9 protein-coding genes and 1 pseudogene are annotated in these 14,881 nt (G+C 71.0%); 8 read left to right on the top strand and 2 right to left on the bottom strand.

The window, feature by feature from the left end; genetic code table 11:
• Positions 1–139 precede the first annotated feature (139 nt).
• From WA762_RS13215 to WA762_RS13180, 8 genes are all read left to right on the top strand, one after another.
• Positions 140–1,330, top strand: a complete 1,191-nt coding sequence (locus tag WA762_RS13215; RefSeq protein WP_335935745.1) for an ROK family transcriptional regulator — start codon at positions 140–142, stop codon at positions 1,328–1,330.
• Positions 1,331–1,469: 139 nt separating this feature from the next.
• The gene (locus tag WA762_RS13210; protein ID WP_335935744.1) at positions 1,470–2,756 is read left to right on the top strand and encodes an ABC transporter substrate-binding protein; all 1,287 of its coding nucleotides are present in this window, start codon (positions 1,470–1,472) and stop codon (positions 2,754–2,756) included.
• Positions 2,753–3,766 (top strand): carbohydrate ABC transporter permease, encoded by a 1,014-nt coding sequence (locus tag WA762_RS13205; RefSeq protein ID WP_335935743.1) that lies wholly within the window; start codon positions 2,753–2,755, stop codon positions 3,764–3,766. Before WA762_RS13210 ends, WA762_RS13205 begins: the two co-directional genes overlap by 4 nt.
• Before the next feature lie 7 nt (positions 3,767–3,773).
• Positions 3,774–4,619 carry a carbohydrate ABC transporter permease gene (locus WA762_RS13200; RefSeq protein WP_335935742.1) on the top strand — a complete coding sequence of 282 codons (846 nt, stop codon included), beginning with the start codon at positions 3,774–3,776 and terminating at the stop codon, positions 4,617–4,619.
• 71 nt (positions 4,620–4,690) lie between these two features.
• Positions 4,691–6,631 (top strand): glycoside hydrolase family 5 protein, encoded by a 1,941-nt coding sequence (locus tag WA762_RS13195; RefSeq protein WP_335935741.1) that lies wholly within the window; start codon positions 4,691–4,693, stop codon positions 6,629–6,631.
• Positions 6,632–6,669: 38 nt separating this feature from the next.
• Positions 6,670–8,424 carry a glycoside hydrolase family 35 protein gene (locus tag WA762_RS13190; protein WP_335935740.1) on the top strand — a complete coding sequence of 585 codons (1,755 nt, stop codon included), beginning with the start codon at positions 6,670–6,672 and terminating at the stop codon, positions 8,422–8,424.
• A gap of 25 nt (positions 8,425–8,449) precedes the next feature.
• Entirely contained in the window at positions 8,450–11,503 is a 3,054-nt protein-coding gene (locus WA762_RS13185; protein WP_335935739.1) for an alpha-mannosidase, read from the top strand.
• A 53-nt stretch (positions 11,504–11,556) separates the two neighbouring features.
• Positions 11,557–12,216 (top strand): HAD family hydrolase, encoded by a 660-nt coding sequence (locus WA762_RS13180; protein WP_335935738.1) that lies wholly within the window; start codon positions 11,557–11,559, stop codon positions 12,214–12,216.
• A gap of 62 nt (positions 12,217–12,278) precedes the next feature.
• On the opposite strand, the pseudogene WA762_RS13175 reads toward WA762_RS13180, so the two are convergent.
• Positions 12,279–12,572, bottom strand: a pseudogene (locus WA762_RS13175) (response regulator transcription factor); the annotation flags it as partial.
• Between the two features lie 341 nt (positions 12,573–12,913).
• Complete coding sequence (locus WA762_RS13170) at positions 12,914–14,725, bottom strand: hypothetical protein (protein ID WP_335935737.1); 1,812 nt, start codon at positions 14,723–14,725, stop codon at positions 12,914–12,916.
• Between the last annotated feature and the right edge of the window lie 156 nt (positions 14,726–14,881).

Here is a 14,881-nt window from a genome sequence, read left to right as displayed (position 1 = left end):
GGGGCGGTGCGGTGAGGGCACGACCGGACACCGCGATCCGAGGCCCCGGGACGGGCACGGAGGCGGGCCCGAGCGTAGGACGGTCCCAACTCCTAAATCAATACTGGAAGAAGTTATTTATTTGCTCTACGTTGCACCCGTGCTTCGACATCACTCCCAGCCTCTGGTCAGTGCGCCCGCCGAGACTGCGGTCCTCGCCCTGCTCCTCGCGGAGGGACCGCTCAGCAGAGTGGAACTGGCACGGCGGACCGGGCTCTCCTCGACAGCGGTCACCAAGGCAGCCAGACCCCTCATCGATGACGGCTACCTGTACGAACTCCCGCCGGAGCGCACCGCTCCCGGCGCAGGCCGACCGGTCAACCCGCTCGCGGTCGCTCCCGACCGGGAGTACTTCGTCGGCCTCAAGATCAGCGTCGACCAGCTCTTCGGCGCCGTCTGCGACCTGCGGGCCGGCATCCGGGACACGGCTGCCCGGCCGCTCGACGTGTGCGCCCCCGAAATCGTCGCAGCCCTCGTCGCCGAGCTGGTCGACGAACTGCTCGACGCCGAGCCCGCGTTCCGGGACCGTACGCGCCACCTCGGCGTCGCCGTGAACGGCGACGTGGACCGCGACAGCGGCCGGCTCCGCCATTCCGGCCTCCTCGGCTGGCGCGACGTCCCGCTCGGCGAACTGCTCAGCGCCTCCACCGGCCTGGCGGTCACCGTCGAGAACGACGTCAGGGCCCTGACCGTCGCCGAGCACTGGTTCGGCGAAGGCATCGGCACGGGCTACTTCGCGCTGGTCACCATCGGCGCGGGCATCGGCTCCGCCCTCGTCGTCAACGGGCACCTGCTCAGAGGCGCCCATGGGGTCGCGGGCGAGGTCGGACACATCTGCGTCGACCCCGCCGGACCGCTCTGCCGTTGCGGCGCCCGCGGCTGTGTCGAGGCGATCGCCTCGACCGACGCGATCCTCGCGGCAGTCCGCCGCGCCGCCACGAACCCGCGTCTCACATTCGACGAGGCCGTCGACATGGCCCGCGAGGGCCACCTCGCGGCCCGCGAGGCCTTCGCCCGGGCCGGACAGGCCATCGGGATCGGCATCGCCGCGCTGGTCAACCTCGTCGGCCCGGAGCGTGTCGTCGTCAGCGGCGAAGGAGCCGACGCCTACGACCTGTTCAGCCGCCACATCCAGGACGCTTACGCCGCGCACGCCTTCGGAGCGGCGTCCCGGTGCCCGCTGTTGCTGCGCCCGCTGCCCTGGGAGGAGTGGGCCCGGGGTGGCGCCGCCGTGGCCATCCAGGCCCTCTTCCCACAGCCCGCGGCCACATCCACGATCGGCGCCGGATGACCGGAGCAGCAACCGTCGTCCTCGCAGCCGCCGAGTACGACTCCCTGGCCGCCGTCCTCCTCTGCCGGCAAGCACTGACGAGGGCGCCGGCCAGGGAGCACATCCGCCCCGCACACGCCCTCACAAAAGGACATGCGACATGAGCGCACGCAGATCAGAGCTCAGCCGACGCGGATTCCTCACGGGATCGCTGCTCGTCACCGCCGGAACGGTCCTGACGACCGCCTGCAGCACCGACCCCACCGGCGGCTCCTCCTCCGGAGCGAAGACCACCCTCAACGTCTGGTACCACGCCTACGGCGAGGCCGGCGCCCAGCAGGCGGCGCTCCGCTACGCCACCGCCTTCACCAAGGCCAACCCGGACATAGCCGTGAAGGTGACCTGGGTTCCCGGCGACTACGCGAGCAAGCTCTACGCGACCCTGCTGACCGACGCGGCCCCCGACGTCTTCGAGATCGGCGACTTCAGCGAGGCCCTCGCCCGCCGTGGCCAGATCGCCGCGCTCGACGACGTGTACGGCAGCGCCAGGAGCGACTTCAACACCAACGCCATCGAGTCGGTCACCGTCGACGGCAAGCTCTATGGCGTCAAGATGATCGACGACGTCATGATGCTCTACTACCGCAGGAGTGTCCTGGCGAAGGCCGGGATCACCCCGCCCAAGACCTTCGACGGACTCGTCGCCGCGGCGAAGGCCCTGACCACCAGGAAGAACAAGGGCCTGTTCGTCGGCAACGACGGCATCGGCGACTCCGCGATCCTCAACGTCTTCTCCAACGGCGGCGACCTCGTGGCGCCCGACGGCAAGGTGGCGTTCGGCTCGGCCGGGGCCCTCGAAGCGCTGACCGGTCTGAAGCGCCTGCACGACGACAAGTCGCTGCTGCTCGGGTTCACCACCGACTGGTGGGACCCCGCTGCCTTCATCCAGGGCGTCGTGCCGATGCAGTGGTGCGGCCTGTGGGCGATGCCCGCCGTCTCGCCCGCGCTCGGCGACGACTTCGGCGTGCTGCCGTGGCCGGCGTACAAGGCCGGCGGCGCGCCCGTCGTACGGGTCGGCGGCTGGACCAGCTGCGTCAACGCCAAGGGCAGGAACGTGGCCGCGGCCAAGAAGTTCGTCCAGTGGCTCTGGGTCCAGCAGTCCGACTTGCAGAAGGACTTCGCCGAGAGCTACGGCTTCCACGTCCCGCCGCGTACGTCCGTGGCGGCAACGGCGAAGAAGCTCTCCACGGGCGCCGCCAAGGAGGCCGTGGAACTGGCGGCGAAGTATGGGAAGCACAACCCGGGAACCTGGGAGACCGCCGTGAGCAGCGCGTTCAACGCCACCGCGGCGAAGATCGCCGGCGGGCAGGGCGGCGATCCGGCGGCCCTCCTGGCCACCGCGGTGACGAAGGCCCAGCGTGAGATCGACAAGCAGCTCGGCCGATGAAACCGACGAACCCGGCGACCGACATCACGCCGAAGCCCGAGCGGGCCGGGCGCCTCGCGGCCAGCCCGCGGCGCGCCGCACGCACCGGCCGGGCCCGTGCGGGCCGGCCCCGCGTCGGCCGGTCCGGCTGGATCGCGTTCATACTGCTGACCGCGCCGACACTGATCGGGCTCGGCGTCTTCAAGTACGTCGCGATCGGCTGGAGTTTCCTGCTCAGCCTCAGCGACGCGCGCGGCACCATCGCCCTCGGCCACTGGGCCGGACTCGACAACTACCAGACCCTCCTGTCCGACCAGGCGTTCCGCGACTCGCTGCTCACGATCCTGCTGTTCACCGCCTTCATCGTGCCGGTCACCTTCGCCGCCTCCCTCGGACTCGCCCTGCTGGTGCACCGGATCCGCCGAGGCCGCGCCCTGCTGCGCACCACCTTCCTCATCCCCGCGGCCGTCTCGTACGTCGCCGCGTCACTGTTGTGGAAGATGTGCCTGTTCAACGGCCTGCCGTCGGGCATCGCCAACATGATCGGCGGATGGTTCGGAGCGGAGCCGGTGCCCTGGCTGCAGTCCATCTCGCCACCGCTCTACTGGATCGTCCTCGTCACGCTGCGCCTCTGGCTCCAGGTCGGCTTCTACATGGTGCTCTTCCTCGCCGGGCTCCAGGCCATCCCCAAGGAGATCTACGAAGCCGCCGCACTCGACGGCGCCACCGGCCGACGGCTCCTGACCAGGATCACCCTGCCCATGCTGCGCAACACCGCCGTCGCCGTGCTGATGCTGCTGTTCATCGCCGCCTTCCAGGCCTTCGACGAGTTCTACAACCTGTTCAACAGCGGGTTGTCGGGAACCGGCACCGCCCCCGTACAGACACCGCTGGTCCACCTCTACAACACCGCCATGGGCAGCCAGAACTACGGCCTCGGCTCGGCCGGAGCCTTCGTGCTCACCGCCCTCATCGTCGGAGTGACCCTGATCCAGGGACGGTTCACCGGATTCGGCAGGAGCGGAGAATGAGAAGCGCATGATCACCCTGCCCGGATTGTCCCGAACCGTGCGCCTGCTGGCACGCGGCCTGCTCATCGGACTGCTGACCGCGGTCTTCATGGCGCCGTTCTACCTGATGCTCCGCAACGCGCTGATGGACTCCCAGAGCCTGACGGCGCCGGAGTGGACGTGGTGGCCCTCGACGATGCACTTCGAGAACTTCACCGCCCTGTTCGACGACCCCGCCGTCGCCATGGGCCGGTCCCTCGGCAACTCGCTGTTGATCGCCGGCGTCACCGCACCCGTCTCCACGCTCCTCGCCTCCGCCGCCGGCTACGCCCTCGCCAGGATTCCGGTTCCGGGACGCGGTGTGCTGCTCGCCCTGGTGGTGGCCACGCTGATGATCCCCGGCTCGGTCACCTTCGTGCCGACATTCGTCGTCGTCGGCTCCATGGGAGGCGTCAACACGTTGTGGGGCATCATCGTGCCCGGCCTCTTCAACCCGTTCGCGGTCCTGCTGTTCCGCAACTTCTACCTCCAGTTCCCGCGGGAGATCGAAGAGGCGGGACGGCTCGACGGCCTCGGCTGGCTCGGCCTGTACCGCCGGATCGCCCTGCCGAGTTCCGGGGCGATGCTGGCCTCGCTCGGGGCGTTGTCCTTCATCGAAAGCTGGAACTCCTTCCTGTGGCCCTTGGTCATCGGCCAGGACCCGTCCGCCTGGACCGCGCAGATCGCGTTGTCCACCTTCCTCACCTCGCAGACCATCAACCTGCCCGGTCTCTTCGCCGGCGCCGTCGTCACCATCACGCCCCTGGTCGTCATGTTCCTCGTCGCCCAGCGCTACATCGTCGAGGGGATCGCCACCAGCGGCCTCAAGGGCTGATCCACCGCACCACACCGTTCCGCACCACGCACAAGGCAGGCACACGTCCCCCACCCGCAAGGAGCTTCCCCGTGACACCTCGCATCACTCTGCTCCGACGCGCGACCGCGGCCCTCGCCACGTCGTCCGCGCTCCTCCTGTGCACCCTCACCCCCACCGCCGCCGCGGCGGACACGGGGACGGCACCGCCGTCCCCGGCCCTCACCGGCGCACAGCTCGCCGCCTCATGGACCGCCCCGCTGTCCACCCGGGACCGATACGTCGTCGACGCCGACGGCGACCGGTTCAAGCTCAAGTCCGGCAACTGGGCCGGCGCCCAGGGCACCTGGCAGGGCAGCGGCGACGTCGGCGACGTCGCCAACCACCAGGCGAGGCAGATGTCGCACAACATCCCGCTCGGCCTCGACCGGAAGCCGATGGCCCAGATCCTGGCCGACTTCCACGCCCTGGGCCTGAACAGCATCCGGCTCCCGTTCGCCAACGCACTCATCCACGACACGAGCGCCGTCCCGGACTCGGCCGTCGCCGCCAACCCGCGGCTCAAGGGCAAGACCCCGTTGCAGGTGCTCGACGCCGTCGTCGGAGCCCTGACCGCAGACGGCTTCGCCGTCATCCTCAACAACCACACCACCAGCTACCGCTTCTGCTGCGGCCTGGACGGCAACGAGCGGTGGAACAGCGGCCAGTCCACCCAGCGATGGATCGACGACTGGGTGTTCCTGGCGAAGCGCTACCAGGCCGACAAGCGGGTCGTCGGAGCCGATCTGCGCAACGAGGTCCGCCGGGACACCTGGGACGACCCCAACTGGGGCTGGGGCGACGACCACGACCTCAACAAGGCCCTGGAAGAAGCCGGGAACAAGATCCTGCAGGCCAACCCGGACATGCTCGTCATCATGGAGGGCATCAACTGGCAGGGCATACCGACCGACCTGACACCCCACGGGCGCCCGACGCTCACCCCGGTCGCCACCCTGTCCAACACCCTCATCCGCTCCGACAAACTCGTCTACGCGGCCCACTTCTACGGCTACACCGGCCCGAACCACACCGGTGCCACCGGAATGGGCGAGACGCACGACCCGCGCTACGAGGAATTCACCCCCGCACAGCTCGCCCAGGTCGTCGACGACCAGGCCCTGTTCGTCACCCGGTCCGGCCAGCACTTCACCGCACCCGTGTGGATCAGCGAGTTCGGCGCCGCCGGCCGAGGCGGCATCGACGCCAAGGAACGTGCCTGGTTCGCCAACTTCACCGACATCCTGGTGAAGAACGACACCGACTTCGCCATCTGGCCTCTGGTCGGCTGGACCGACACGAACGGCACACCGCAGGACTCCTGGGCCATGGTCAACTACAGCGCGGACGGCACACGGCTCGGTGTCATGGACGCCGGCGACTGGCGCGCCACCGACTGGAACAAGCTCGTCAACGCCCCCGGCAAGACCGGCCGGATCACCCCCGCCCCCCGCTGGAACATGCTCAACCTGGACTACGCCGACTACAACGTCTCCACCACCATGCTGGCGAAGCCGGACTGGTCCCCGGGCAACCGCAAGGGCAACTGCCCGGACAGCCAGCGGCTGACCGGCCTCGGCCGCAGCGACAGCCGAGGACTGTGCACCGACGCCGGCCGGCCGACGAAGGGCAACGGCGCCTGGACCGTCGTCACCGACGAGCGGTACGTCACCGGGGGCGACTGGGCGTCCGGATACAACAAGCTCCAGTGCCCCGACAACGCCTTCGCGGTCGGCTACAGCGTGCGCAGCAACGCAATGGCGGCCCTCCTGTGCGCCCCCGCGGCAGGTTCCCTGCCCACCACCGGCCGCGCGCTCTGGTTCGACCGCGGTGACAACCGCCCCGCCACCGGCGGCTCGACCGCCAGCGACTGGGCCCCCGGCCACTACAAGGGCCAGTGCGCCGACGACGAGTACCTCGCAGGCGTCGCATACACGTGGAAGTGGAACCACGGAGGCGTTCCCGACGCCCTGCTGTGCCGACCGCTCGGCTGAACCAACCGGATCCGTACCCCCTGAGGAGCACCACAGCCATGCCCCGACTGGAGATCGCCGACGACGGTTTCCGTCTCGACGCCCGGCCGTTCCGCATCATCTCCGGAGCCCTGCACTACTTCCGCGTCCATCCGGAGCAATGGGCCGACCGGCTCCGCAAGGCACGGCTGCTGGGCCTCAACACGGTCGAGACCTACGTGCCGTGGAACCTGCACGCCCCGCGCCGTGGGGAGTTCCACCTCGACGGAGGTCTCGACCTGCCCCGGTTCCTCGACACCGCGGCCGCCGAAGGGCTGCACGTCCTGCTCAGACCCGGCCCGTACATCTGCGCGGAATGGGAGGGCGGCGGCCTGCCCTCCTGGCTGCTCGCCGAGGACGATCTCACCTTGCGCAGCCGCGATCCCCGCTTTCTGCGAGCGGTCGACGAGTACCTGGGCGCCCTGCTGCCCCCGCTCCACCCCTACCTGGGAAGCAACGGCGGGCCGATCCTCGCCGTCCAGGTCGAGAACGAGTACGGCGCCCACGGCGACGACACCGCCTACCTGGCCGAACTCGCCGCCATGCTGCGCCGCCACGGCGTGGACCTCCCCCTGTTCACCTGCGACCAGCCCTCCGATCTCGTCCGAGGCAGCCTCGACGGCGTCCTGGCCACCGCCAGCTTCGGCAGCCGCGTCACCGCCGGGCTCGCCGCCCTGCGCGAGCACCGGCCGCACGGCCCGCTGATGTGCACGGAGTTCTGGGTCGGTTGGTTCGACCGCTGGGGCGGCATCCACACCCGCCGCGACGCGGCCGACGCCGCCGCGGACCTCGACCGCCTGCTCGCCGCGGGCGCCTCCGTCAACATCTACATGTTCCACGGAGGCACCAACTTCGGCTTCACCAACGGAGCCAACGACAAGGGCACCTACCGTCCCACCGTCACCTCCTACGACTACGACGCCCTCCTCGACGAAGCCGGCGACCCCACCCCCAAGTACGAAGCCTTCCGCGATGTCATCGCCCGCCACGCACCCGTCCCCGCGCAGCCCGTGCCGCCCGCCGCGCCCAAGGCCGCATACGGGCCGGTGGAACTCACCCGCACGGCCGGCCTGCTGGAACAGGCCGACGCCCTCGGCACCCCCGTGGCCGCCGACCGCCCGCTGACCATGGAGGAACTCGGCCACCCCTTCGGATTCGTCCTCCACGAGACCGACCTGCCCACGCCCGGACCAGCCGTACTGCACGTCGAGCGGGTCCACGACCGCGCCCAGGTCTTCGTCGACGGCCAACCGGTCGGCGTCCTGGAACGCGAGAACCACGAACACGCCCTCGCCTTCACCGTGCCCCGCCCGGGAGCCCGGCTCGCCGTACTCGTCGAGAACCAGGGCCGCGTCAACTACGGACCCGGGCTCCACGACCGCAAGGGCCTCCTCGGCCGCACGACGGTCAACGGGCACCCGCCCGCCGCCTGGCGGAGCCGCGCCCTGCCTCTCGACCGCCCCGACACCTTCGTCCACCGAACCGCCGATGCCGCGCGGCGGCCGGTGGGTCCGGCGTTCCACCGCGGCACCTTCACCGTGGACGAGCCCGCCGACACCTTCCTCCACCTGGACGGCTGGACCAAGGGCGTCACCTGGATCAACGGCTTCCCCCTGGGGCGCTACTGGTCCCGAGGACCTCAGAGCAGCCTGTACGTTCCCGCGCCCGTCCTCGGACCCGGACTCAACGAGATCACCGTCCTCGAACTCCACGCCGCCACCACCCGCCACGTCCACCTGCGTGACACACCCGACCTCGGGCCCACCGACGAGTGACCGCCCCCGTCTCACGGAGCACGCCATGCACAGCAACCGACGCCTCACCGAGCAGCGGCTCGACCGCGTGCTGGACCGACGCATCCGACCGGCCGTCCACACCCACGCCACGCCGCTCCAGGTGGAGATCTGGAACGCCCCGGGCGAACCCGTGCCCGTGCCGGACGCACTGACCGCGCCCTACCGACCCGTCACGGTCGGCCACCGGTGGGGACCGGCCTGGTCCACCAGCTGGTTCAGGATCAGCGGACGGATTCCGCCGGAGTGGGCGGGGCAGCGGGTCGAGGCCGTACTCGACCTCGGCTTCGACGTCACCGGCCCCGGCTTCTCGACCGAGGGCCTCGTCCACCGCCAGGACGGCACCGTGGTCAAGGCTCTCAACCCGCGCAACGCGTGGATCCCGGTCGGCGACCCGGCGACCGGGGGCGAAGAGTTCACCTACTACGTCGAGGCCGCCGCCAACCCCACCGTCCCCCTTCCCGGCGAACCGCGTCACGCACCGACTCGGGCGGGGGACCGGCCCCCCTGGCTGACGGGCGGCGCTGCCACCGGCGATCCGCTCTACCGGCTCCGCCGAGCGGACCTGGCCGTCTTCGACCGGGAGGTGTGGGAACTAGCCCAGGACCTGGACGTCCTGGGGCAGCTGATGCACGAGCTGCCCGAAGGCTCCGAGCGCCGATGGCAGATCCTCCACGCCGTCGAACGAGCCCTCGACGCCGTGGACGTGCAGGACGTCGCCGGAACCGCGGCCGTCGCCCGAGAGGTGCTCCGCCCCGCCCTGGCCGCGCCCGCCGCCGGCAGCGCCCACCGGGTCTCCGCGATCGGTCACGCGCACATCGACACCGCCTGGCTGTGGCCGCTGCGCGAAAGCGTGCGCAAGGTCACCAGGACCATCTCCAACGTCACCCATCTGATGGACGACCACCCGGAATTCCGTTTCGCCATGTCCCAGGCCCAGCAACTGGCCTGGCTGAAGGACCAGCGCCCGGATGTCTACGCACGCGTGCGCCGGAAGGCTCTTGCGGGCCAGTTCCTGCCCGTGGGCAGCCTGTGGGTGGAACCCGACACCAACATCACCGGCGGGGAGGCCCTCGCTCGCCAGCTGATCCACGGCAAGCGGTTCTACGCCGAGGAGTTCGGCGTCGAGACCGAGGAGATGTGGCTGCCCGACACCTTCGGTTACAACGCGGCGATGCCCCAGCTGATGAAACTGGCGGGCGTGCGCTGGTTCCTCACCCAGAAGATCTCCTGGAACACCACCAACAAGTTTCCCCACCACACGTTCTGGTGGGAGGGCATCGACGGCACCCGCATCTTCACGCACTTCCCGCCGGCGGACACGTACAACAGCGAGCTGACCGGAGCGGAACTCGCCCACGGCGTACGCAACTTCCAGGACAAGGGCCCGGCCAACCACTCCCTCCTGCCCTTCGGGTACGGCGACGGCGGTGGCGGGCCGACCCGCGAGATGCTCGCCCGCGCCGAGCGACTGGCCGACCTGGAGGGTTCCCCCCGGGTCGTCATCGAGCGGCCGGCCGACTTCTTCGCCCGCGCCCACGCGGAGTACCCCGACGCCCCGGTGTGGCTGGGCGAGCTCTACCTGGAGTTCCACCGGGGCACGCTGACCAGCCAGCTGCGGACCAAGCAGGGCAACCGGCGCAGCGAGCACCTGCTGCGCGAGGCCGAACTGTGGTCGGCGACGGCAGCCGTGCGCACCGGCTTCCCCTATCCGTACGACGCACTCGACCGGCTCTGGAAGACGGTGCTGCTGCACCAGTTCCACGACATCCTGCCCGGATCCTCCATCTCCTGGGTGCACCGGCAGGCGGAGGAGACCTACACGGCGGTCCGCACCGAACTGGACGGCCTCGTCGACGCCGCACAGCGGGCGCTGGCCGGCCCCGGGCCCGGCACGGTCGTCTTCAACGGCGCGCCGTTCGCCCGGGGCGGCATCGACGCCCTCGGCGCCGTACTCCGCACCGGGGACCCCGCACCCACGGTCACCCCGACGCCGTACGAGGGCGGCCACGTGCTCGACAACGGCCTGGTGCGTTTCGTGATCGACGACCGCGGACTCGTGGTCTCGGCCGTCGACCTCGCCGCCGGCCGCGAAGCCCTGCCTCCCGGCGCCGTCGCCAATCTGCTCCAACTCCACCAGGACTTCCCCAATGAGTACGACGCCTGGGACATCGACGCCTTCTACCGCAACACCGTGCGCGACCTCACGGACGTCGACGACGTGACCGCCGTCGACGGGGGCGTGGAGGTCCGGCGCGGCTTCGGCGGTTCGCGCATCCGGCAGCTGCTCTCGCTGCGGGAGGGATCGCGCCGCCTCGACATCGACACCGACATCGACTGGCACGAGCGGGAGAGCCTTCTCAAGGCGGCTTTTCCCCTGGACATCCGGGCCGACCACTCGACCTCCGAGATCCCCTTCGGCCATGTCCGGCGCCCCACCCACACCAACACCAGCTGGGACGCGGCGAAGTTCGAGATCTGCGCCCATCGGTACCTCCACGTCGGCGAGCGATGCTGGGGTGCGGCCCTGGTCAACGACTCCACCTACGGCCACGACGTCACCCGGGACGTACGCGGGGACGGCGGCACGACCACGACCGTCCGGCTCTCCCTGCTGCGGGCGCCCCGCTTCCCCGACCCGGACGCCGATCAGGGAGGACACCGGCTGCGTTACGGCTTCGTCCTCGGCGCCGACATCGCCGACGCCGTACGCGAGGGGTACGCCTTCAACCTTCCGGAGCGCTCCGTCCCGGGGGCGACGGAGGTGACCCCCCTCGTCACCACGGACGACGAGGCCGTCGTCATCGAGACCGTCAAGCTCGCCGACGACCGCTCCGGCGACCTCGTCGTCAGGCTCTACGAAGCCCACGGCGGACGCGCCCGGACCACGCTGAACACAGCCGTCCCGTGGGACACCGTGACCGAGACCGACCTCCTGGAACGCCCTCTGGACGGGGCGGCGCCCACCCGGCCGAGCACACCGCGGAGCACGTCGCTCCATCTCACGCTGCGCCCGTTCGAGATCCGTACCCTCCGGATCGGGCTCCGGGCCCGTCCGTGACCCTGGGCCCGGTCGCAGGCCGGGCCACCCGAACCCATCTCCAGGGAGCCTCCGTGCACACCCAACTCCAGGCGGTCCTCTTCGACATGGACGGCACACTCGTCGACACCGAGCGGCTCTGGCGGCAGGCGGTCGAGGAGGAGGCCCTCGGGCTGGGACTCGTCCTCACGGACGCGGACCTCCCGTTCGTCCTCGGCCGCGCGATCGAGGACAGCGCCGCCCACCTCGCCTCCCGCGCGGTCGGCCGGGCCGGGGAGGCATGGCTCGCCGCTTCCCTCGAACGACGCTTCACGCAGCTCGTACGCGAGCAGGTCGTCCCCCTGCCGGGGGCCGTGGAACTCCTCGCGGCGGTCCACACCGCGGGCGTGGCCACGGCCCTGGTCTCGGCCTCGCCCCGGCCCGTCGTGGACATCGTCCTCGACGTTCTCGGGCGGCATCGGTTCACCACTTCCTTCGCCGCGGGGGAGACCCCGCGCACCAAGCCGTTCCCCGACCCCTACCGGGCGGCTCTGGCCGCCCTCGCCGCCAACCCCACCGCATGCGTCGCCGTGGAGGACACCCCGGCCGGCGTCGCCTCCGCGGAGGCGGCCGACTGCACGGTCCTGGCCGTGCCCTCGCTCACCCCCATCCCCGCAGCACCGCGCCGGACTGTCGCCCACAGCCTGCAGGACGTGGACCTCGGCCTGCTCCGACGGCTCGTCGCCGAGTCATGAGGTCGTCGAACCTTCGACGAGGATCACTCATCGCCCAACGACGCAGCTCGCGCCCGGTTCGGTCAGCGGCGGACGAGGCCGAGGTCGGTGGCGGTCGCCACTGCGGCGGTGCGGGAGACGACGCCGAGTTTGGTGCGGACGCGGGCCAGATGGGACTTGACGGTTCCCTCGGTGAGGTGGGGCCGTTGGCCGATCGCCTGGTTGGACAGGCCCTCGGCGACCGGCGCGAGGACCTCGGTCTCGCGCCGGGTCAGGGCGGCGGCCGGGGCGCGGAGCCGGTTCATGAGGCGGACGGCGACGGCGGGGGCCGGCGTGGTGCGTCCGGCGGCGGCCGGGACGGGCCTGAAGAGATCCTCGGCCCGGCGCACTCCGACCGCGACCTGGTCGTGTTTCTCGAGGCGGCGGGGATTGTCGATCCGGGGACGCCGATCGACGGCCCGGCCCCGCCCGGGCGGGGTGGCGTGGAGGCCGAGTTCGTCAGTGGATCGCCGCCTGACTCAGGCGGCCCTGCCCGGTGGCGTCGGCCCGCTCCCGCCACGGCCCGTGCCGCTGCCGGGCACCGGCGCCCCGGCCCGGCCGGCCCGGGCATGGGCGCCAGCGGAGTGACGTCGCCCGGGAGTCCGCCGGCACCGGAGCGGGCCGGGCCGGTGGGCGTACCCGCGGCGGCGCGTCCGGCCGGACGGCGGAACCCGGACCGTCACGGAACCAGCCGTGAGTCCGAGAGCCGCGGAGAGGGCGGTGCCGCACCGTCCAGCGTCGCCGCGTACAGCGCGGCGTGCTCCTCGCGGGACACGACCGACCGGCCGCCGCGCAGCGTCAGCCGGTTTCCGCGCGGTGTGGTCCAGCGGACCTCCGCGCAGTCGCCCGCCGTCACGACCTCCGGGCCCGGAACGGTGTCCCCGTCCCGTTCCGCACCGGCCGGGACGAGGGAGAGCGAACCCGCCGCGAACGTGTCGCCGAGCGTCGCCCAGTCCAGCTCGACCAGGGCCGCGCTCTCGAAGAGGACGACCTCGATCCGCACCCCGTCGGCGAGCGGAACCACCCGGACCGTCGGTGTGCGGCCGCCGAATCCGCCTCCGGCCGACCTGAAGCGCAGCCGCGCCGTACCCAGGTCGAGATCGACCCCGCCGTCGGCCGCGGACGTCTCCGTCACCGGCGGCGCCCCGATCGCGTCGACCACCAGGCGCAGCGACCGCGCGCGGAACGTGTCACCCGGCTCGATCATGTCGAGGTGGTGGTGCCGGTCACCCGCCGGGCAGGCGAAGCCCGTCAGCCAGGCCACGTGCGGGCCGCTCTGCACGGTGGAGAGGACGCCCGACGCGAAGTCGAAGTCCTCCGCGCCGTCGTCCTTGACCAGATGGACGTGCAGATGCCCGGAGGTTCCGTCCGGGCGTGCCCAATGGCCGAACAGCGCACGCCGTTGCAGCCAGGTGTCCTGGTGGTTGACGCTGCCCAGCGTGGTGATCGCGTCCAGCCAGGTGGTTCCCGTCTCCGGGAACGGGCTCTCGGCGAAGAGCTCCCGGTGCTCGCGCCCACCCTCCAGCTCCAGCAGCCGCGGCAGCGCCCAGTCGGGCATGCGGTAGTCCACACAGGCATGGACGCCGACCGACATCTCTCCTCCGACGGGGCCGGTCTCCGGAGTGCCCAGCACCCCCCGTACCGCCTTCACCAGGAAGGGCGGCACGCCGAGATCGTTGCTGTAGCAACGGGCCATGGGGCCGGAGAGCTGACGGGTCGACGGGTGCCAACGGGCCAGGAAGTGCAGCCAGAGCCGGTCGTGCAGGCGGTCGTTGAGTTCCAGCACCTCCTCGTCCCGGACGTGCTCCCTGATCAGGGTCAGTGTCTGGAGCACGACACCCCAGTAGACCGGGCTGTTGAACTCGGTGAAGCTGCCGGTGGAGTCGATCGCCTCGCACAGCCGCACCATGCGGTCCTTGCCGTAGGCGAACAGCGTCCCGTCCTCAAGCAGCCTCCCGGCCGCGAGCGCGACGAACGTGCCCATCACGGCGACGTTGGTGTACGTCAGGGGGACGTTCCGGCGGACGATCGACGCCGCCGCGTGCCTCACCGACTCCCGGAGTTCGCGCAGCACCGCGGGCGGCAGACGGTCGCCGTGCCGGGCGTGCACCAGCAGCAGATGGATGCCGAGGAAGTCCGCCCAGTTCCAGTCGGCCGGGTCCATCTCCGCCGCCGGCTCCTCGGCGTAGTAGCCCCAGATGCCGTAGGTGGGACTGTCCGTGGACCGGTCCTGGAGCCCGGCGATCCGAAGGATCACGTCGTGGGCGCGCTCGTCGTCGCCCGTGCCGCCCCGTTCCAGCAGGAGCAGCGCGTACTGCAGGGAGTTGTGGGTGGGGTGCGCGAGACCCCCCTTGATGCGGGTGTGAATGGGGTTGTACGGGGCTTCGACCTGCAGCAGGTTCGCCTCGGGGTCCCAGCAGCGGTCGCCCCCGGCAAGGGCTGCTCGCAGCAGGGCACGGTCGTACTCGGCGACCGACCAGGCAGGGTGCACGGGAATGTCCTCCAGCTCGCGACCGTCGGACCGACGATCTCCGGCAATGCTTGGGAAGCGTTTTCCAGAGGCTAAGGCGGCGTCCACGCTCCGGCAAGGGCATATGGCGAACCTCCGGGTCGGAAGTCCGCCTCCATCCCATTGACGCGACGATAT

It is taken from the genome of Streptomyces tyrfis, assembly GCF_037034285.1.
Taxonomy (GTDB): Bacteria; Actinomycetota; Actinomycetes; order Streptomycetales; family Streptomycetaceae; genus Streptomyces.
This window is presented reverse-complemented; position numbering and strand designations above follow the sequence as displayed.